This window comes from Dehalobacter sp. CP (genome assembly GCF_047652685.1).
GTDB lineage: Bacteria > Bacillota > Desulfitobacteriia > Desulfitobacteriales > Syntrophobotulaceae > Dehalobacter.
This window is the reverse complement of record NZ_CP157399.1, coordinates 2,769,271-2,789,241: the sequence shown is the minus strand read 5'-3', so window position 1 is coordinate 2,789,241 and position 19,971 is coordinate 2,769,271. Positions and strand designations below refer to the sequence as shown.

General features: G+C 48.1%; 15 protein-coding genes. All 15 read left to right on the top strand.

The genetic code is table 11. The annotated features are described in order from the left end of the window. The first annotated feature begins 123 nt into the window (after nucleotides 1-123). The 15 genes from AAH944_RS13815 (at nucleotide 124) to AAH944_RS13745 (ending at nucleotide 19,952) form a co-directional block, all read left to right on the top strand. Nucleotides 124-921 (top strand): Cof-type HAD-IIB family hydrolase, encoded by a 798-nt coding sequence (locus tag AAH944_RS13815; RefSeq protein ID WP_415535362.1) that lies wholly within the window; start codon nucleotides 124-126, stop codon nucleotides 919-921. A 78-nt stretch (nucleotides 922-999) separates the two neighbouring features. Beyond that, entirely contained in the window at nucleotides 1,000-2,886 is a 1,887-nt protein-coding gene (locus AAH944_RS13810) for a B12-binding domain-containing radical SAM protein (protein WP_415535361.1), read from the top strand. A 263-nt stretch (nucleotides 2,887-3,149) separates the two neighbouring features. Continuing rightward, on the top strand, nucleotides 3,150-4,298 hold the full coding sequence (locus AAH944_RS13805) for an extracellular solute-binding protein (protein WP_415535360.1): 1,149 nt from the start codon (nucleotides 3,150-3,152) through the stop codon (nucleotides 4,296-4,298). Between the two features lie 35 nt (nucleotides 4,299-4,333). After that, complete coding sequence (gene rapZ, locus AAH944_RS13800; RefSeq protein WP_026156410.1) at nucleotides 4,334-5,203, top strand: RNase adapter RapZ; 870 nt, start codon at nucleotides 4,334-4,336, stop codon at nucleotides 5,201-5,203. A gap of 15 nt (nucleotides 5,204-5,218) precedes the next feature. Then, complete coding sequence (locus AAH944_RS13795; protein ID WP_415535359.1) at nucleotides 5,219-6,583, top strand: gluconeogenesis factor YvcK family protein; 1,365 nt, start codon at nucleotides 5,219-5,221, stop codon at nucleotides 6,581-6,583. Between the two features lie 56 nt (nucleotides 6,584-6,639). After that, the gene (gene whiA / locus AAH944_RS13790) at nucleotides 6,640-7,605 is read left to right on the top strand and encodes a DNA-binding protein WhiA (protein WP_415535358.1); all 966 of its coding nucleotides are present in this window, start codon (nucleotides 6,640-6,642) and stop codon (nucleotides 7,603-7,605) included. Between the two features lie 26 nt (nucleotides 7,606-7,631). After that, on the top strand, nucleotides 7,632-9,203 hold the full coding sequence (locus AAH944_RS13785) for a Na/Pi cotransporter family protein (RefSeq protein ID WP_415535357.1): 1,572 nt from the start codon (nucleotides 7,632-7,634) through the stop codon (nucleotides 9,201-9,203). 101 nt (nucleotides 9,204-9,304) lie between these two features. Further along, a complete protein-coding gene (gene trkA / locus AAH944_RS13780) occupies nucleotides 9,305-10,636 on the top strand; it encodes a Trk system potassium transporter TrkA (RefSeq protein ID WP_415535356.1) in 1,332 nt (443 codons plus the stop codon). A 15-nt stretch (nucleotides 10,637-10,651) separates the two neighbouring features. Beyond that, the gene (locus AAH944_RS13775; protein WP_415535355.1) at nucleotides 10,652-12,106 is read left to right on the top strand and encodes a TrkH family potassium uptake protein; all 1,455 of its coding nucleotides are present in this window, start codon (nucleotides 10,652-10,654) and stop codon (nucleotides 12,104-12,106) included. A 284-nt stretch (nucleotides 12,107-12,390) separates the two neighbouring features. Beyond that, a complete protein-coding gene (locus AAH944_RS13770) occupies nucleotides 12,391-13,584 on the top strand; it encodes a phosphoglycerate kinase (RefSeq protein ID WP_415535354.1) in 1,194 nt (397 codons plus the stop codon). Between the two features lie 86 nt (nucleotides 13,585-13,670). Beyond that, nucleotides 13,671-14,435, top strand: coding sequence for a triose-phosphate isomerase (gene tpiA, locus AAH944_RS13765; protein WP_020492048.1), 765 nt, complete (start codon nucleotides 13,671-13,673; stop codon nucleotides 14,433-14,435). 5 nt (nucleotides 14,436-14,440) lie between these two features. Beyond that, nucleotides 14,441-15,991 carry a 2,3-bisphosphoglycerate-independent phosphoglycerate mutase gene (gene gpmI, locus AAH944_RS13760; protein ID WP_415535353.1) on the top strand — a complete coding sequence of 517 codons (1,551 nt, stop codon included), beginning with the start codon at nucleotides 14,441-14,443 and terminating at the stop codon, nucleotides 15,989-15,991. 97 nt (nucleotides 15,992-16,088) lie between these two features. Then, a complete protein-coding gene (gene eno / locus AAH944_RS13755) occupies nucleotides 16,089-17,363 on the top strand; it encodes a phosphopyruvate hydratase (RefSeq protein WP_415535352.1) in 1,275 nt (424 codons plus the stop codon). Nucleotides 17,364-17,582: 219 nt separating this feature from the next. Beyond that, nucleotides 17,583-17,813, top strand: a complete 231-nt coding sequence (gene secG, locus AAH944_RS13750; protein WP_015044857.1) for a preprotein translocase subunit SecG — start codon at nucleotides 17,583-17,585, stop codon at nucleotides 17,811-17,813. Nucleotides 17,814-17,942: 129 nt separating this feature from the next. After that, nucleotides 17,943-19,952, top strand: coding sequence for a sodium-translocating pyrophosphatase (locus tag AAH944_RS13745; protein WP_415535351.1), 2,010 nt, complete (start codon nucleotides 17,943-17,945; stop codon nucleotides 19,950-19,952). The last annotated feature ends 19 nt before the right edge of the window (nucleotides 19,953-19,971 follow it).

Here is a 19,971-nt window from a genome sequence, read left to right as displayed (position 1 = left end):
TCTGGTATGTTATACGTATACGTCTGACTACTTTGCCTAAAAATTGAAAAGGCTACGGCCCTGAAGTTCTATGGTATAATAGTATCGATTTGTTCGTGTAATCTACTAAAGGAGTGAAAGAGATTGATCCGACTTGTTGCCATAGATTTGGATGAAACACTGCTTAACGATGCGTGGCAAATTTCTGAAGGGAACATCAAGGCCATACGCCGCGCAGTGGCCAAAGGCGTAATGGTTACGCTTGCTACAGGAAGGATGGCTGCATCTGCCAGAAAATACGCCAGCCAGCTGGGTCTGGATGTTCCAATTATTACATACAACGGAGCCTTGATCGAGCACGCCCTGAGCAAGGAAATCATCTACCATAAAGTGATTCCGTCAGGATTAGCTATGGAGATTATTCAGTATCTCCAGTCGAAAGAAGTCTACACACAGGTGTTTATCAAAGATGAAGTCTTTACAAATAAATGGAATCAATATTCCAAAGCCTATGAGGAAATGACCGGAATAAAGGTCCAGGAAACGGATGTGCTGCAAATTTTGCACACTGAGCCGGAAGGTGCTGAAAAAATATTGTGCATTTCCGGGGAGGATTATCTCCAGGCTGCTACGGCAGATCTGCGGCAAATCTATGCCGACAGGCTGCATTTTACGCGTTCCAAGCCATTTTTTCTGGATATGATCGATAAAGAAGTCAATAAAGGCAGTGCACTTAGGGCATTAGCCGCGAATTTCGGCATTTTGCCGGAAGAAATTATCGCGATCGGGGATAATTTCAATGACCGGGAAATGCTGATGTTTGCCGGCATCGGTGTGGCTATGGGCAATGCCCTTCAGGAACTTAAAGAAATTGCGGATTATATTACAGCTTCAAATAAAGAAGACGGAGTAGCCAAAGTTTTCGAGAAATTTGTTCTGTAAGGTCCATCATAAATCTGTAGGGTCCATCATAAATCAGAAAAAAGAATCAGCCTAAGAATTCAGGTAAGGAGTTTTAATGTGAAGATCCTGCTCGTTGGCATAAATACCCGGTATGTACATACAAATCTGGCCATTCGCTGTCTGCGTGAAGTCCTGAAGACACAGGGAAACGCCGAATGGGAAATCTGTATCCGCGAGTTTTCGATTAATGAGCATCTGGACAAAATTGCCGGAGAAATATTTGAAGAGAAACCGGATGTCCTTGGCTTCTCCTGCTATATCTGGAACATTGTTTCCGTTAAGGCCCTGGTGCGCAGGCTGAGGCCTGTCTTGCCCGATGCCTTCATCCTGGCCGGGGGGCCGGAAGTATCTTTTGACTGTGATTGTCTTATAAATGAAGTCCCCCAGCTCGATGCGGTCGTTGCCGGGGAAGCTGAACGGGTTCTGCCTGTGCTGCTTAAAGGTTGGTCCGAAGGCAATCTTCCCCGGGATGTTGCCGGTGTTGTCTGGCGACTGCGGAGAGAGGCCGGCGGTCCCCAGGGTCTGGACAGCACGACCGCATCGGATGGTTTCCAGGGAATGACCAGCGCGGATGCATGTGGCATGGTAGTGGCGAATGCAGCGGTACCGGATACCGTGGATCTGAATCTTCTGCCAAACCCCTATGCGGTGCAAGAGGATTTTCACGGGAAGCTGGTTTATGTCGAGACAAGCAGGGGCTGTCCGTATAACTGTGAATTTTGTATTTCGTCCACTTTCAAGGGTGTCCGGTTTCTGCAGCCGGAACGTCTTCGTCCCATTTTGCGGCAGCTTTTTGCGAACGGGGCACGAACAATTAAATTTGTGGACAGAACATTCAACGCATCCAAAACGCACGGGTTTCAAGTTCTTGACCTATTTAAAGAGGAAGCTGAACGGGAGTACGAAAAAACAGGACCAGAGGGCCCATATGGGTTATCTGGGGACATTCCACGGGCCCATTGCGAGATAGCCGGAGATTTGCTGGATCAGGACTGGTTGCAGTACTTGCAGAATTATCCGACAGGAATGGTTCAATTAGAGATAGGGGTTCAGTCCACCCATCCACCTGCTTTAAAAGCGATCCGCCGATCCCAGAATTTTGCGGACTGGAAAGATAAGGTTCGTTATTTGCAGCACGATTGCGGGATACCGGTTCATTTGGATCTTATTGCAGGCTTGCCCCATGAGGGGTGGGCGGAATTCCGCAAGTCATTTGATGAAGTTTTTAATCTCAGACCGAACCATTTGCAGCTTGGTTTTCTGAAGGTATTGAAGGGTTCGGGAATCCACGGGCAATGTACCCGATACGGGCTGGAATACTGCCCGGATCCGCCCTATACGGTCCTGAAAACACGGGAGTTGAGCCACGAACAGGTTTTGGACCTGGTCCGAATAGAAGAAATTCTGGAAAGGTACTATAATTCCGGAAGGTTTAAGTTTTCGCTCGAAGTTGTTCTTGCTGACCGGCAGAGTCCGTTTGATTTTTTTGATGCGCTGGCCAGATACTGGCACGGTAAGGGATGGTTCCAAAGAGAATGGAGTTCCAGGTCACTCTTCGAGAATATCTGGGAATTTCTGATGGGACAGCCGGACGGCCGGACCGCACTGAATCGGAAACTTTGGCGCGAAGCACTGCGTTTTGATTATTTCGTCGCTGAACGTCCCGGGCGAATCCCTGATTTTCTACAGAGAGCAGAAGAGACTGTCCAGGATAAAGGTTGGAAAGAAGAGATAAGAAAGGACCCGGTTTGGCGGAACCAAATTCCTGAGTCTGAGGGCATGGATAAAAGGCAGTGGACCAGAGCTACGGCTATTGAGTATTTTGAGCGGGATATTCCAACAGGGACTACAGAACATTCCCCGGGAAAAGGCGGCTGGTATTTGTTCTACTACAGTCGAAAGCCGACCCAGTATTTTAAAGCTGAAGCTCCTAAAAGCATATAGAAAACCAATTGACAAAAACAGTCTCAGAAAGTAGTATTTGTAACTTTCCAGCGGACGGATTAAAATAAGAAGAAAAGAAACGAATACTTGCCCGGGTTAGTCTCCGTAATGGATGGCGCAACAGCCGAGAAGCGGTGTTGTGGCCCTCAGACTTGCCCTAGCATAATGGTTTTTTATTTTAGTGAGATTGTATCAGGTATGAGGAGAGGAAATCACTCTGAATGAAAAAAAGGCTGAAAGCACTTCAAGTACTTCTGTGTATTATGATAATTATATTGAGCTTAACGGCTTTAACAGCTTGTTCCAAGGGACCCTCTCCGGGGAAACCCGGCGGAGACGCCCCCGCGGTAATCTCTGTCTGGTATTCGCTGGACGGCAAAGAAGAACAGGCTTTACTTGCGCAGTTTACCAGAATCAATAAGGAATATCCCGAAGTATCAGTTAAAGGTGAAAAAATTGCTGAGGCAGATATTGTCCAGCAGGTCTGGAACTACCAAGCCGGAGCAGAAGGACCGGAAATTGTGATTGCTAGAAGGCAGATACTCGATGCGCTCTATAAAAAAGGAGCGGTCTCACCTGTTCTGGCGGATATCGACCCAGCCTATCCGGCGGCGAGAGCGGTTTTTACGTATAATAAACAAGCATTTGCAGCACCCTGGCTTACGGATGTACCACTGCTCTACTACCGCAAAGATAAAGTGCCGGTGCCCGCGGCAAGTCTGGCGGAAATCTGGGAGAAACATTCCGTCATCGCAGTTCCGGATCTAAATGCGTCCCTGCTCAGTCCGTGGTGGAGGGCCGAGGGAGGAACGTTAAGCGCCAACGGTATTCCAGCCCTGAATTCGCAGAAGAATCTGGCTTTTATCAACAATTTTGCAGTGCTTCGTCAGCAAAACCAAGTGCTTTTGGACAGCGCGGCCTTAGCCCAGTTTGCCGGGGGTGAGACCGGTTACCTGCTGACCTGGGCCAGTGACAGTACCAAACTGACGAACATAGGCGGAAACTGGGACTGTCTGTCCTTCTATTCTTTACTGGGAGCCAAGGGACAGGTTTTGCTGGATCATACGATCGGAATCGCTAATTCATCCATAAAGACCATTCCTGCCATGGAAAGCGCCATTCGGCTGGTTGAAGAAGAACTGCTGAAGCCGGCAGCGGAAGAGGCGATGTTTCAAGCCGGCGGCAGGCTGCCTGTTAACAGTGCGTATTACGAATCGGCGGCGAAGCGTTTTCAGTCAGAGGTTGCTTTGTCTTTGCAGTCTGCCTGGTATTTGGAGGGTTCAGTGAACGACTGGACGTATTTGGACCTCCTAAATTCCAGCTGGCAGAATATTGCAGGAGGGGCCAACATGGAAAGTGAACTCGCTCGTATTCAGCAGGATGCGTCGGATATTGGCAAGCAAACGAAATAATCAGGAAAGGAACAATTCAGGTGGGGGAAAAGGCTATGAAAAGAGAAGCATTGAAACTGGTGATTATTACCGGTTTGTCCGGGGCTGGGAAAACGCAAGCCCTGCAAAGTATGGAAGACCTTGGATTTTTTTGCGTTGACAATCTTCCGCCGAGCCTTATTGAAAAGTTCGTTGACTTGTGTGCCCAATCCCAAGGAAAAATAGACAAAGCTGCCATTGTCTGTGACTTACGCGGCGGAGATTTCTTTTCTTCTTTAAACCAGGCGCTCGAGGATCTGCAGGAGGCGGGATATCAATATGAAATTTTATTCCTGGAGGCTTCGGACGATGTTCTGGTCAACCGTTATAAAGAATCAAGAAGAAGGCATCCCGTATCTCCGAAGGGAAATGTGCTGGAAGGCATTCACAAAGAGCGGCAATATCTTGCCGATTTACGCGGGAATGCAAGCAAGATCATTGACAGTTCAGACCTGACAACCGTACAGATGAAGGAAAAAATCAGGAATCTGTTTGGAAAGGAATACGATCCGGCCAGGATGTCTGTATCGGTTGTTTCTTTTGGGTTTAAATTTGGGATACCGCTGGATGCCGATACAATCATCGATGTCCGTTTTTTGCCTAATCCGTATTATTTAAAGGAACTCAAACCCCTGAACGGCAAAGATAAAGCGGTGAGGGATTATGTTTTGCTGAATCCTACCACGGCTGATTTTATCGGCAGGTTTTTTCATATGCTGGAATTTATTTTGCCGTTATATCTCAAGGAAGGTAAAAGTCACCTGGTCATTGGCATAGGATGTACAGGGGGGCAGCACCGTTCTGTCGCAATTGCTGAGAAAACAGCGGAGTTCCTGCAGATGAACAATTATTCCTGTGTTATAAACCACAGAGATATCAAAGGATAGGAATGGTCTGACGAGATGGAACTTCCGAAAAAATATTTGGAAATGTGCAAATGGTTCTATCCAAATTTAGGTGTAAAAAGATATTTTCTGTTGGCAATCCTCGGTTTATTTCTTGTCGCCGGCGGACTTTCGGTCATCAGCTCCGGGGAAACTCTCGGATTTATTGAAGTGCAGTTTCGGGAGATCATCTATCAGCTGGCCGGCAAAGATACCGTAATGGTGGGTCCGGCGGGGGTCGTTACCTGCCTGGCAGGGATGGCTATCGTTTTTATTGCGTTTAAAAAAATGATCAGCTCTATCATTTCTGTGCTGCTTCCGGAAAATGAAGAAAGAATTCTCGATGTGATCTATTCCCGCCGTCAATTGAAGCGAGGACCTAAAATTGTTGTTATCGGCGGAGGTACCGGGCTGTCGGCGTTGCTGAAAGGGCTAAAAGAATATACCAGCAATCTGACGGCTATCGTTACCGTTGGGGATGATGGCGGAAGCTCGGGGCGTCTGCGTCGAGAGCTTGGAATTCTGCCGCCCGGGGATATCCGTAACTGTCTGGTTGCTCTGGCCGAAAAAGAAGATATCATGGAAGAACTTTTTTCCTATCGCTTTGATACCGGGACGCTGGCCGGACACAGCCTCGGGAATTTGTTTCTTGCAGGTCTGGCCGGAAGATTCGGCGATTTTCAGAAAGGCATCGAGCAAATTGGCAAAGTATTCGCCTTGCGCGGGGAAGTATATCCGTCAACGCTTTCTCAAATCACCCTGAATGCTTATTTTGAAGACGGTAGATTCATTAACGGCGAGACAGCCATCCGGACGACGCCTGGAAAGATCAAAGTTCTCAATATTATGCCCCAGGACTGTCAGCCCTTGCCCGGAGCTTTAGCGGCGATTGAAGATGCCGACCTGATTGTTCTTGGACCGGGGAGTCTTTATACCAGTATCATTCCAAATCTATTGGTGAAAGGACTTCGGGACAAGATTGCTTCGGCCAAGGCTCCGTGCATTTATGTCTGCAACATTATGACGGAACCTGGAGAGACTGACCATTATGCGGTCACCGACCATTTAAAGGTGATTATCGAGCATGCTGGGAAGGATCTGGTTGATGCGGTGCTGGCTGCCAGGGAAAATATATCTCAGCAAGTCAGGGAACGCTATCAGGCAGAAGGAGCTGAGGTTGTGGACGGTGATGCCGCTGAGGCCGAAAAACTGGGTGTTCGTTACTTTGAAGGCAGTTTTTACACCGGAGGGGAAGTTGTCCGGCATAATCCGGATAAGCTGGCTAAAGAAATTCTGCGTCTGTTATTCCGTCTGAAGCCCGTGAATGAGAGAGTCGCCATGGTTGATTCGTATCTGCTGAATCGAAAAATTAAGTCGATATAAATATAAGCCGCTGTTGACGAAAAAGGATATTATTTTGAAGGGCCGGAGTTGATGGTATGTCGTTTAGTGCCATAACCAAAGAGGAACTAGCCAGACTGGAGCTGCAGAAGGATTGTTGTGAGCTGGCTGAGCTGGCTTCGCTTATCCGCATGGATGGAACACTGCAGATCAGCGCGAATCAGAAATATTCCCTGAACGTGATCACTGAAAGCGCTCCTGTAGCGCGAAAGATATATAACCTGGCCAAAGAATCGCTGCATCTGCCAGCCGATATCGTGGTCAGGCGGAAATTAAGGCTGAAGAAAAACAATTCTTACCTGGTGAAGATTTATCCCAGAGAGATGAGTTATCTGCAAAGACTCGGGTTGTTTAATGAAGAGGGAGAAATCCAGGCCGGAATTGATAAGAAACTTATTGCCAAAAAATGTGACCAGAAGGCTTACCTCCGCGGGGCATTTCTGGCCGGAGGCTCGATCAGCAACCCCGAGGGGAATTATCATATGGAAATTATCACGAATGATCCGGTTCTGGCAGGAGACCTGAGCGAACTTTTGAACAAATTCGATCTAAAGGCAAAGGTCAGTACCCGTAAGAATTTTCATGTGGTTTATTTAAAGGAGAGCGAACATATCGTCGAGTTTCTGGCGCTGATTGGTGCCCACCAGGCGTTATTTGAGTTTGAAAATATCCGGATCATCAAAGAAATGCGCAACCAGGTTAACCGGATCGTTAATTGTGAGACTGCCAATCTGAATAAGACGGTGGACGCCGCAGTACGTCAGTTAGAAAACATTCGGCTGATTGAAAGGACCATCGGACTCAAAGCCCTGCCGGAAAATCTGCAGGAGATTGCTTGCCTGCGTCTGGAATTCCCAGATTATACCTTGAAAGAACTGGGTGAAATTCTGACCCCGAAAGTCGGTAAATCAGGCGTCAATCACAGACTGCGTAAGATTGAAGAGATTGCCGAAAAGATCCAGACAGATAAGAACAAACCACAGCCGGGCAAAGGAAAGAGTTAAAGCAAATGTTTTCGATCACGATGGTAATGCAATTTCTAGGCGGACTGGGACTGTTCCTGTACGGGGTTAATGTTACTTCGGAAGGGCTGCAGAAAATTGCCGCGAAAAAGTTGAAAAACATCCTGGCCTCTTTAACTAGAAAGCCTTGGGCGGCTACCCTATTCGGAATTGTGATGACAGTCGCGCTGCAAAGCAGTACCGCGACAACGGTCATGATCGTCGAATTTGTCAATTCAGGCCTAATGACGCTGACCCAGGCGCTCGGTGTTGTTCTGGGGTCAGCGGTCGGAACCTCGATCGTCATTCAATTAATCTCTTTCCCAATCCTGGATTTTGCGCTTTTGCTGCTTTTCATCGGATTTATCATGTTTTTTCTTGTCAGAACCACGCTGGCCAAAAGCATCGGACAAGCGCTGATCGGTTTTGGTTGTATTTTTGTCGGCATGTCTTTGTTTTCTGGAGCATTTTCACCGTTGAAAAGCTCGCCTGATGTCGATGCGTTCCTCTCCCAGTTCGGGACAAACCCGATTCTCGGTATAGCCATAAGTATGGTTGTGACAGCATTGCTGCAGAGCAGTGCTGCGTTTCTGGCAATTCTGATTTCTCTCTCCACACACGGACTGCTGTCTGTGGAGTCGGTCATCCCGCTGGTCATGGGGGCTCACATCGGGGGGACGCTGACGACTTTGTTTTCCTCTCTCAGCGCTGAACGGGCCGATGCGGTCAGGGTAGCCGCAGCCAACACGCTTTATCGTCTTGCTGCAGCGGTAATCTTACTGCCGTTTTTTTCGTACTTTACCCGGTTTATCGAATGGAGTGCTGCGGACCTGCCCCGGCAGGTAGCGAATACGCATCTTTTTTCGGCAGTCTTAATGGTGATTTTATTTCTGCCTTTAAACAAAATCTTAAGCAAATGGCTGATTAAGCTGATCCCGCAGCGAAGGGACGAAGGCAAAAAACCAAGGCTTATTTATATTACCAAGGCAGCTCCTGAACTGCCGGCTGTTGCTTTGACGCAGGCAAGACAGGAAATCCGCTGGGTGGCGAATAAGATCCTTGAGAATATGGTTCAAATACTGCCGCGTATTATCTTTTACGGGGATACAAAAATACTTCAGGAGCTGGAACGGACGGAGCGGGAAGTAGACTGGCACTATCAGGAACTGTCGAAATTCTTTACGGAATTATTCCGCCGGAATATGACTCGGGAACAAATTGTCGAGAGCCACAGCTACCAGTTAATAATTAAGGAACTTGAATATATTGCCGACAGCCTGATTGTGATGGCCAGGCTGGGGGCCAGGATTCATGCTGCCCAGATAATGGTTGAAGAGACTGATCAGGAAAAGGCCGGAGAATTATACATCGCTGTATCTAGCAATTTTTTAACCCTGCTGCGCTATTTGGAAAGAGGGGATCAGACTCTTGCTTTGCTGATCATCGAAGCCCATCAGGATATTATCGAAATCTATAATCAAGTTCAGAACAGCCTGACTTGCCGGGTCTCCAAAGATGATCAAGGTATGCAGGAATTGAACAGCTGGCTGTATAAAATTGGGGAGCATATTGTCCGGATCACCAAGATATTACAGGATTAGATGTAAATTAATTTCATAAATCATGAGAAAACACTGTCGAAAATCTTTGGTTTGTGCTATATTGTAGCTCTGAAACAATAATAGGAACCGGAGGGGTTAACGTGCGGGTAGTCATTGTGGGAGCTGGAAAGGTTGGTTTCAGTCTGGCGCAGTACCTCGTTGATGAAGACCATGATGTCATTGTTATTGAGGAGGATGAAATACGCCGGAATATTATCCAGAACAGCCTTGACGTCATGACTATTCAAGGGAATGGAGCGAGCCCCAGGGTCTTGATGAACGCGGATGTCCGGTCAGCAGACTTGATGATTGCTGTCACCGACAGTGATGAAGTGAACATGGTGGCGTGTATGGCAGCGAAACAGGCTGGAATACATCAAACAATCGCCCGAATCCGCAATAGCGAATATATTGGTAAAGAGGAAGCCGAATTCCATTGTTCTTTGGGAATCGATCTGACGATTAACCCTGAGCATGTTACCGCGGTTGAAATAAGCAGGATCTTATTTATTCCGGCGGCACTGGAGGTCGAGGACTTTGCCGAGGGTAAGGTCAGGTTGTTGGAAGTAAGGATCCGGCCAGAATCACCGCATACAAATATTCCGATTTCCGAACTGGATCTTCCGAAGGATATTTTAATTGTTGGTATCCTGCGTAAAAACAGGATGATCATACCAAACGGCGCGGAGATGCTGAAGCCAAGCGATAATGTTTTTCTTGTCGGCGATCCGCAAGCTTTAAATGAGATCCAGGATGAGTTTGCCGAAAAGATGGTCCCGGTTAAGAGAGTCATGATCATCGGAGCTGGCCGAATTGGCCGCAATCTGGCCATTCTGCTCGAAAAGGCAGGTATGATCGTCAAGGTGATCGACAAGAATCCGGAACGGTGTCAGGCTTTGGCCAAAAACCTCAAAAAGGGAACTGTTTACTGCGGAGAAGGAACCGATATTGATCTGCTGATGGAAGAAGGGGTCGGCGATGCCGATGCCGTGGTCTGCCTGACAGATGACGATAAGCTGAATCTGCTTCTGGCCCTGATGGCCAAAGATCTGGGTGCCCAGAAAACAATTTGCCGGGTAGGAAGAACGGAGTATATTCCCCTGATGGAAAAGGTAGGCGTGGATTCTGTCTTATCGCCAAGATTGATCACGGCCGGTTTTATTCTGGGCCAGGTTCGCAGGGGTAAATTTATTTCCGTGGCTCTGCTGGAAGGGGCCAAAGCGCAGGCAATGGAAATCGGCATATCTCCGACGTCCAAAGTTGCCGGCAAGAAGCTGAAGGAAGTCAGGTTTCCCCACAATTGTCTGGTTGGAGCAGTCCTGCATCAAGGCCGGGTCTACGTGCCAAACGGTGAATCCGTTCTGATGCCCGGTGACCAGGCGATAATCTTTGCACTGCCTGATACGATCATTAAGGTCAATAAATTCTTTTAACGGAGAATCAGGATCATGAATTTTACGCTACTGGAAAATATCTTGGGAAGGCTCTTGATTGCCTACAGTTTCGCCATGGTTGTTCCGATTGCTGTTGCACTGTTCTTTCAGGAGAAGGTCGGCTGGGCTTTTCTAATTTCTTTTTGCATTACCGTCATTGTCGGAACAGTTATGCGCCTGCACGGAAAAGTTGAAGGCAAAATCGGCGTGCGGGAAGGCTTTGCAGTTGTCGGGGGAGCCTGGATTTTTGCGTCGCTGTTTGGGGCGCTGCCTTTTATTATTTCCGGCGTTGTTCCGACCTATATTGATGCGTTATTCGAAGTGGTTTCCGGTCTGACAACGACGGGATCAAGCGTATTGAGTAATCTGGAGGTTCTGCCCAGGAGCATTCTTTTCTGGCGCAGCCTGACCCACTGGATGGGCGGGATGGGGATCATCGTGATGTTTATTGTACTCCTCCCGAACCTTGGCATTGGGGCAGTCCACATCTTTAACTCCGAAGTCCCGGGACCGATTTCCGAGAAGATTGTTCCGAAAATCAAAGATACCGCACTGATTCTCTGGGGGATCTACGCAGGGCTTACAGTGGCGACGATTGTGCTGCTGTTGTTCGCGGGGATGTCCCTTTTTGATGCGGTGAACCATGCTTTCGCCACTGTGGCGACAGGCGGCTTCTCCACGCGCTCGGCAAGTATTGCTGCCTACAATTCTTTTCCTATTGAGCTTGTTCTGACCATTTTTATGTTTATCGCAGGTTCAAACTTCAGTCTTTTCGTTCAGGTTTGGCGGAAACGTTCTTTGCGTCCGCTCAAAGATATGGAATTAAAATATTATTTTTCAATAGTTATTGTGTCTACACTCATTATCACCGGTTCGCTTGTCATCCAGCAGGGCTGGGAATCACTTGCGGCTCTGAGACATTCCGTCTTTCAAGTGGTGGCGCTGATGACGACTACCGGATTTTCATCTGCTGATTTTGACCAGTGGTCAGGGCTGGCGAAATTGATTTTATTTTTTTTAATGTTCATCGGGGCGAGTGCCGGATCCACTGCCGGCGGTTTAAAAGTGTCCAGAGTAATTTTATTGGTCAAAATGGGCCTGGCGCAGCTCAGACAAGCGATCCATCCGCGCCTGGTAGTCAATATTGTTGTTCAGGATAGAGTGATTGACACGACAGTGCTGAGTAATGTGGGGCGGTTTTTCTTCGTTTACTTCCTGACGTTTGCTATCGGGTCTATTCTTTTGGCCGGTACAGGTCTGGAGCCTTTTGATGCGATGTCGGCAGTTATTGCGAATCTCAGCAACGTTGGACCAGGATTTGGCGTGGTCGGACCGATGTTTACCTATGCACCGATCGAACCTTTCGGGAAAATTGTTTTGACAGCGTGTATGCTGCTGGGCAGGCTGGAACTCTTTACCCTGCTGGTCTTTCTGACGCCGGAGTTTTGGAAATCGAAAAAAAGCTGGTAAGCTGCTGGTAAGCTTATCTCAAAAAACTGGCTACGGCCAGTTTTTTTGATGGTGGCCTAATGCCGAACGAAGATTCTGTGAATATGAATTGCCTAATGAAAAAAACATGCGCAAACAAACAAAAACATGTTAAAATAAAACATAAAAACAAACAAATATGTTCATTTGAACAGAAGGAATCCGGGAAATGATATTCTGAGCATACGACCGAATAAGAAAATAAGGGAAAAGGGAAACTAAACGTGTTCTCCAAACATATGAAAGAAAAAGAGGGAGATATAACGATGAATAAAATCGGAATCGATGAAATAGACGTAAAGGGAAAGTGTGTTTTCGTACGCGTGGATTTTAATGTGCCGATGGACGATCAGCAAAATATTACGGATGATACCAGAATCAGGGCTGCACTTCCGACGATCCGTTATCTGAAAGAAAACGGTGCTAAAGTCATTTTGGCTTCCCACCTCGGAAGACCCAAAGGCAAAGTCAATCCCAAATATTCACTGGCACCTGCAGCAGCCCATTTAAGCATTCTGCTGGGCACGGAAGTGAAGCTCGCTCCTGATTGCATCGGGCCCAAGGTTGCAGCGCTGGTTGAACATATGGAAGATGGGCAGGTTCTGCTTCTGGAAAATGTCAGATTTCATGAGGAAGAGGAAAAGAATGATCCTGATTTTGCACGCAGCCTGGCCGGCTTAGCTGATATCTACGTGAATGACGCGTTTGGAGCGGCGCACCGGGCGCATGCCTCAACGGAAGGGATAGCCCAATATATGCCTGCTTATGCCGGATTCTTGATGAAAAAAGAAGTGGACATCCTTGGCCAGGTGCTCGGTCAGCCGACCAGACCATTTGTTGCGATTATTGGTGGAGCAAAGGTCAGTGATAAAATTGGTGTCATAGAAAATCTGCTGAAAAAGGTGGATGTTCTGATCATCGGAGGCGGGATGGCTAATACGTTCCTGAAGGCCCGGGGCCTGGAAGTCGGGAAATCACTGATTGAAGAGGACAAGGTGGAACTGGCCGCCGAACTTCTCCGGCAGGCCGAAAGTACCGGCGTAAAACTGATGCTCCCGCAGGATGTAGTCGTTACGCGGGAATTCAAAGCGGACGCCCCGTTCAGAGTTGCAGAGGTCTCCAATATTCTTCCGGAAGAAATGGCTTTGGATATTGGCCCGGCAAGTGCTGAATTATTTGCAGAGGCGATTCTGCCTGCGAAGACTGTCATATGGAACGGCCCGATGGGCGTATTTGAAATGGAAAACTTTGCGCGGGGCACGGAACAAATCGCGCTGGCGATGGCTAGATGCCAGGGAACAACGATTGTCGGAGGCGGGGACTCTGTTGCTGCTGTGGAAAAAGTAGGTGTGGCAGAAAAACTGACGCATATTTCTACCGGAGGGGGCGCTTCGCTCGAATTCCTGGAAGGAAAGATTCTGCCGGGTGTAGCAGTATTAAAAGAAAAAACTGAAAACTGAAATTGACTCAATATCACAAAATAAGATATAAAAATATCAGGCATAGGAATATATTACAGATAAAAAAGCTATGGGAGGGGTCTCTGATGACAAGAAAGCCGATCATTGCGGGCAATTGGAAGATGTATAAGACAGTGCAGGAAGCCAAAGATTTTGCCGCGGGACTGTTGGAAAATTTAGAGAAACTGGAAAATGGAACAAACGCGGAAATCGTGATTTGTGCACCGTTTACTGCACTGGCTGCCTTAAAGGATGAACTTGAAGAGAGTATCATTCATATTGGCGCCCAAAATATGTATTATGAAACACAGGGCGCGTATACCGGGGAGATATCACCGCTTATGCTGACAGACTTAGCCTGTACCTATGTGATTATCGGGCACTCGGAACGCAGGGAATATTTTAAAGAAGATGACGCGCTTATAGCCAAAAAAGTCAAGACCGCGCTGAACTTTGGACTAACGCCAATTCTGTGTGTCGGTGAGAACCTGGCTTTGAGAGAAGCAGGTCAGGCCCTGGTCTTTGTACAAGGGCAGGTTGAGAATGCCCTCAGGGAGTTGAGTCCTGAAGAAATCAGAAAGATTGTTGTTGCATATGAACCCATTTGGGCTATCGGAACAGGCAGGACAGCATCTCCGCAGGATGCCCAGGAAATGTGTGCCGCAATCCGTACCACCCTGGCGAGGCTCGCCGCTGAAGCCTCTCAGGAAATACGAATTTTATACGGTGGAAGTGTCAAGGCTTCCAATATCGCCGAACTGATGGATCAGCCGGATATTGATGGTGCGCTGGTCGGCGGAGCAAGTCTGGACTTCCTTGGATTTACTGAACTGATTGGCAGCGTGAGGTGATTTTGATGTCCGAGGCAACAGGGAGGCCGCTCCTGCTGATGATCCTGGACGGTTGGGGCTGTAGCAAAGAAAAGAATGGAAATGCAACGCTGCTTGCAAAGATCCCGAATTTTTCCCGTTTGCAGGAAAGTTACCCGCATACGCTGCTTAACGCTTCGGGTGCTGCAGTGGGATTGCCGGAAGGACAAATGGGCAATTCGGAGGTCGGCCACTTAAACATTGGCGCCGGCCGGGTCGTCTATCAGGAACTGACACGGATATTCAAGGCAATTGACGAAGGAGACCTTGTCAAGAATGAAGTGCTGCACGAAGCAATGACCCGGGCCAGGGATTCCGGAAAAGCTTTTCACTTGCTGGGGCTGCTTTCGGACGGTGGTGTCCATTCCCATATCCGTCATTTGTTTGCATTACTGGACATGGCGGTTGAGGCCGGGGTAGAGAAGATTTATGTTCATCCGGTTCTTGACGGCAGAGATGTTCTTCCCCAAAGCGCCAAGGAATTTATCCGGCAGCTGGAAAATAAACTGAAACAGCTTGGCAGAGGAAAAATTGCTACAGTGAGTGGGCGTTATTATGTGATGGACAGGGATAAGCGCTGGGACAGAGTCGAGAAAGCATATAAAGCCCTTGTAACCGGAGAGGGGCCGATGGCCTGCAATGCTCTGGCAGCTGTAGAGAATGCTTATGACAAAAAGATTGTCGATGAGTTTGTTGACCCGACCGTAATTGCGGATGAATCAGGCCGTCCAGTGGCGGTCATTGAAGATGGCGACAGTGTGCTTTTCTTTAATTTTCGGGCAGACCGGGCCAGAGAAATCACCCGGGCGTTTATTGAAGAAAATTTTGAAGGTTTTATACGGACAAACCGTCCCCGGGTGCATTATGTCTGCCTTACCGAGTACGATGCCAACTTTGACTGTCCGGTGGCTTTTCCGCCGCAAAACCTTGAGAATACACTTGGCGAGGCGCTGGCAGCCAAAGGTCTAAGGCAGCTTCGCATCGCTGAAACAGAAAAATATGCGCATGTAACATTCTTTTTCAATGGTGGAATAGAGGAACCTGAAGATGGAGAAGACCGCTGTCTGATTCCGTCACCGGGAGTGTCTACCTACAACCTGCAGCCGGAAATGAGCGCCTATGGCGTCACCGAGGCCCTGCTTTCCAAACTGCGGGAAGATCAATATGATGTAATTGTTTTAAATTTTGCTAACGCCGATATGGTCGGACATACCGGATATCTTCTAGCGGCAGTCAAGGCCTTGGAAGCTGTCGATGTTTGTATCGGGAAGATCGTTGACGCGGTTCAGGCCAAAGGCGGGACTGTGTTAATTACTTCGGACCATGGAAATGCTGAGTGCATGATTGATCAGGAAACAAATTCACCGTTTACAGCGCATACGACCAATAAGGTACCGTTCATTCTGGTGAATGATACGTATAAAGACCGCACCCTCCGGGAGGGAGGAAGTCTCTGCGATATTGCACCGACGATGCTGAAGCTGCTGAAGCTTGATATTCCGGCGGAAATGACCGGCAAATCCTTGCTTTTAGACTAAGTATCCATGACAAACAAATCCAGGTGTATACCCGGTACTAAGGTACTAGCAATAGCGTATACCCAAAAAAATCAAAAAAAATGAAGGAGTGACTATGATGAGTTTTATTGACCAGGTAATTGCACGGGAAATCCTTGATTCCAGAGGTTTTCCGACTGTTGAAGTAGATGTTGTGCTGGAAGACGGCACCATGGGGCGGGCTGCTGTGCCGTCCGGCGCTTCCACCGGAGCTTTTGAGGCTCTGGAACTACGCGACGGGGACAAGAACCGTTATCTTGGCAAAGGCGTTCTTCAGGCGGTTGACAATGTCAATGACGTGATTGGTCTGGAAATGGAAGGACTCAATGTCTTTGATCAGCCAGGGATCGACCGGACGCTTCAAGAGATCGACGGAACGGAAACCAAGAGCAAGCTTGGGGCGAATGCCATTCTGGGTGTATCGTTGGCTGCAGCCAGAGCGGCTTCTCTTTATCTCGGCCTGCCGTTCTACCAGTATATCGGCGGCATTAATGCCAAGGAGCTTCCCGTGCCGATGATGAATATCCTGAACGGAGGCAAACATGCCGACAACAATGTAGATATTCAGGAATTTATGATTATGCCGGTCGGAGCAGCCAGCTTTGCCGAAGCGATGAGAATGGGCTCGGAAATATACCATACCCTTAAGAGCGTCTTAAAAGGAAAAGGGCTGGTAACCGCAATCGGAGATGAAGGCGGCTTTGCGCCGAACCTTGCTTCCAATGCCGAAGCTTTGGAAGTCATTGTCGATGCCATTCAAAAGGCCGGCTACAAACCTGGGGAAGAGGTAATGTTAGCCATTGATGCGGCGGCTACTGAAATGTATAAAGACGGCCTTTATGTTCTGGAAGGCGAAGGGTTGACGAAAACCGCGGATGAAATGATCGCCTATTATGAAGACTTATGCAGCAAATTCCCGATTGTCTCGATAGAAGACGGCCTGTCAGAGGAAGACTGGGACGGCTGGGCTAAACTCACCCAACGGCTCGGCAACAGGATCCAGCTTGTCGGGGATGACTTATTTGTTACGAATCCAACACGGCTTAGCCGGGGAATTCAGGCGAAGTGCGGGAATTCCATCTTAATCAAGCTGAATCAGATTGGCACCCTGACCGAAACCCTCGATACGATCGAGATGGCTAAAAGGGCCGGCTATACCACGGTTATTTCCCATCGGTCCGGAGAAACAGAAGATGTCTCTTTGGCCCATATTGCCGTAGCAGTCAATGCCGGACAGCTGAAGACAGGCGCGCCGGCCCGCACGGATCGTTTGGTCAAATACAATGAACTTCTCCGGATTGAGGAAGAACTCGGGTTAACTGCTATTTACAAAGGTAGAGCCGTGCTGAAATAGTCAGTCCTGGGTCCATCCACAATCGGCTATGGGCATTCCATCCGCAATAATCGGCTATTCAGGCCGTATTCTCTTGCGTCAGCACTAGGGCTGTGCTAAAATAGCAATACTGACCATAATCAGACAAACATGCTATTTTATGCCGACCAGGGAAACATATGCTGTAAATCGTTAAAGCCGGGTAAAATAACGGTTTAAACCTTTGAGGGAGGTGAAAATATGACAATAGCAATCGTTGTAATTTTAATTATCAGTTCTCTCGGGTTAATCGCCACAGTTCTGCTGCAGCCAGGAAAAAGCGCTGGTCTTTCCGGTTCGATTACCGGAGCGGGTGAGCAATTTTTCGGTAAGGCTGCCAAAGGAAAGGAAGGCTTATTCGCCAAATTTGGTGTTGTATTTGCCGTTTTGTTCCTTGTAAGTTCGCTAGGGCTGACCATGTTTTTAAAATAAGATAACAGCAAGATCCCGTGCCCTGCAGATTTATCCGTAATTGTGCGGATTATTCGGTATAAAATAAGGTCAACACACCAGGCTACGTGGAACATACTTCGTGTGGTTATTTATTAGGAGGTAGTAGGAATGGATTTCTCACAGATACCCTTATTGGGTGTAGGAGCAGGAATTATCGGACTGCTCATGGCATTGTTTTTTGCAAAAAGTGTACTTAAGGAAAGCGCCGGAAATGACAAAATGAAAGAAATATCCAAAGCGATTCAAGTTGGCGCGATGGCTTATCTAAACCGTCAATACAGAACGCTTATTCCGATTGTTATCATTATTTTTATTGCTTTATTTGCGTTAAAAGGTAACGCTGCGGCACCACTGTCCTTCTTGGTTGGTGCAGTAGCTTCAGGTGCTGCAGGTTATGTCGGCATGGGGATTACGACCAGAGCCAATGCCCGTACAACAGAAGCTGCCCGTACCAGTTTGAACAAAGCACTCGGCGTGTCATTCCGCGCAGGCGCAGTTATGGGATTTTCAGTGGCTGGTCTGGGTCTGTTAGGTGTTGCCGGGCTGTTTATGATCTTTGGTGATGCTGAAACAATCAATTCCTTTGCTTTTGGCGCAAGTGCGATTGCACTGTTTGCCCGTGTCGGTGGAGGTATCTTTACCAAGGCTGCTGACGTTGGAGCTGACCTTGTAGGGAAGGTTGAAGCCGGAATTCCTGAAGATGATCCGCGTAACCCGGCAGTTATTGCTGATAATGTCGGTGACAACGTTGGTGATACAGCAGGTATGGGTGCCGACTTGTTTGAATCTTATGCTGCAACCGCCATTTCCGGCATGCTGATCGGCTTTTCGGTCTTCGGCGGTCATGGCATTGGGGAGTCTATCTTCCTGATTATCGGTGCGATCGGTATTCTTGCCTCGATTATTGCCAGCTTCTTTGTGCGCACAGGGGAAAAGGCCAATCCACAGATGGCTCTGAACATGGGCCTTTGGGGAACCAATGTGATTACAGCTATTGGTTCTTTTGCCGCAGTCCATCTGCTGATGCCGGCAACTTATGTCACAGAATCCGGACTCGTACTCACACCAAACAGGATATTTTTAGCCATTATCTGCGGTCTTGCAGTAAATATTATCATTGGTTTGATCACGGAGTACTACACATCCAATGAAAAGAAACCGGCTCAGTCGATTGCCAAGGCCTCCGAAACCGGAGCAGCTACGAACATCATCACGGGTTTGGCTGTCGGTCTAAAAAGTACAGCTTTGCCGGTCATTACGATTTGTGCTGCGATCCTGGTGGCTTATCAGGTTGCGGGTATATATGGCATTGCGATGGCTGCGATGGCGATGCTTTCCACTGCAGGAATCATCGTTGCAATTGACTCTTTCGGACCGGTGGCCGACAATGCCGGCGGTATTGCCGAAATGGCTGAACTCGATCCGAGTGTGCGTAAAACAACAGACAAACTTGACGCTGTTGGAAATACCACAGCTGCCGTAGCCAAAGGTTTTGCGATTGGATCCGCTGCGATTACCGCACTGGCCTTGTTCAACGCATTTGCTGAACTTGCAAACCTTGAAACAATCGATATTCTTGTTCCAACGACGATCATCGGTCTTTTCATTGGTGCTGCCCTGCCCTTCCTGTTCTCCGCTTTTGCGATGCAGGCGGTAGGCAGAGCTGCGTTTGACATGATTGCTGAAGTCCGCCGCCAGTTTAGAGAAATCCCCGGACTTATGGAAGGCAAAGCAAAACCTGATTATGCAGCCTGTGTTGATATTTCGACCAAAGCTGCAATCAGACAAATGATCGCTCCTGGTTTACTGGCCGTATGCACACCGGTACTTGTTGGATTTATTTTAGGCAAGAGCGCCATGGGTGGAATGCTCGCAGGCGGTACATTTGCCGGCTTCCTGATGGCCGTATTCATGGCCAACGCCGGCGGGGCCTGGGACAATGCCAAGAAATATATTGAATCCGGACATCATGGCGGTAAGGGGACTCCTGCACACGCTGCTGCCGTTATCGGCGACACCGTTGGCGATCCGTTCAAAGATACTGCCGGACCGTCCCTGAATGCTTTGATTAAGGTTATGGGAACGATTTCCTTGATCATCGCTCCTTTCCTTCACTAAGAGGTTAGGTCCGTCCAAA

Bases quoted from the DNA above. Each gene is read 5' to 3' on its own strand.
- AAH944_RS13805 (WP_415535360.1), top strand. From the start codon at position 3,150: ATGATAATTATATTGAGCTTAACGGCTTTAACAGCTTGTTCCAAGGGA.
- rapZ (WP_026156410.1), top strand. From the start codon at position 4,334: ATGAAAAGAGAAGCATTGAAACTGGTGATTATTACCGGTTTGTCCGGG.
- AAH944_RS13795 (WP_415535359.1), top strand. From the start codon at position 5,219: ATGGAACTTCCGAAAAAATATTTGGAAATGTGCAAATGGTTCTATCCA.
- whiA (WP_415535358.1), top strand. From the start codon at position 6,640: ATGTCGTTTAGTGCCATAACCAAAGAGGAACTAGCCAGACTGGAGCTG.
- AAH944_RS13785 (WP_415535357.1), top strand. From the start codon at position 7,632: ATGCAATTTCTAGGCGGACTGGGACTGTTCCTGTACGGGGTTAATGTT.
- AAH944_RS13775 (WP_415535355.1), top strand. From the start codon at position 10,652: ATGAATTTTACGCTACTGGAAAATATCTTGGGAAGGCTCTTGATTGCC.
- AAH944_RS13770 (WP_415535354.1), top strand. From the start codon at position 12,391: ATGAATAAAATCGGAATCGATGAAATAGACGTAAAGGGAAAGTGTGTT.
- tpiA (WP_020492048.1), top strand. From the start codon at position 13,671: ATGACAAGAAAGCCGATCATTGCGGGCAATTGGAAGATGTATAAGACA.
- gpmI (WP_415535353.1), top strand. From the start codon at position 14,441: ATGTCCGAGGCAACAGGGAGGCCGCTCCTGCTGATGATCCTGGACGGT.
- eno (WP_415535352.1), top strand. From the start codon at position 16,089: ATGAGTTTTATTGACCAGGTAATTGCACGGGAAATCCTTGATTCCAGA.
- secG (WP_015044857.1), top strand. From the start codon at position 17,583: ATGACAATAGCAATCGTTGTAATTTTAATTATCAGTTCTCTCGGGTTA.
- AAH944_RS13745 (WP_415535351.1), top strand. From the start codon at position 17,943: ATGGATTTCTCACAGATACCCTTATTGGGTGTAGGAGCAGGAATTATC.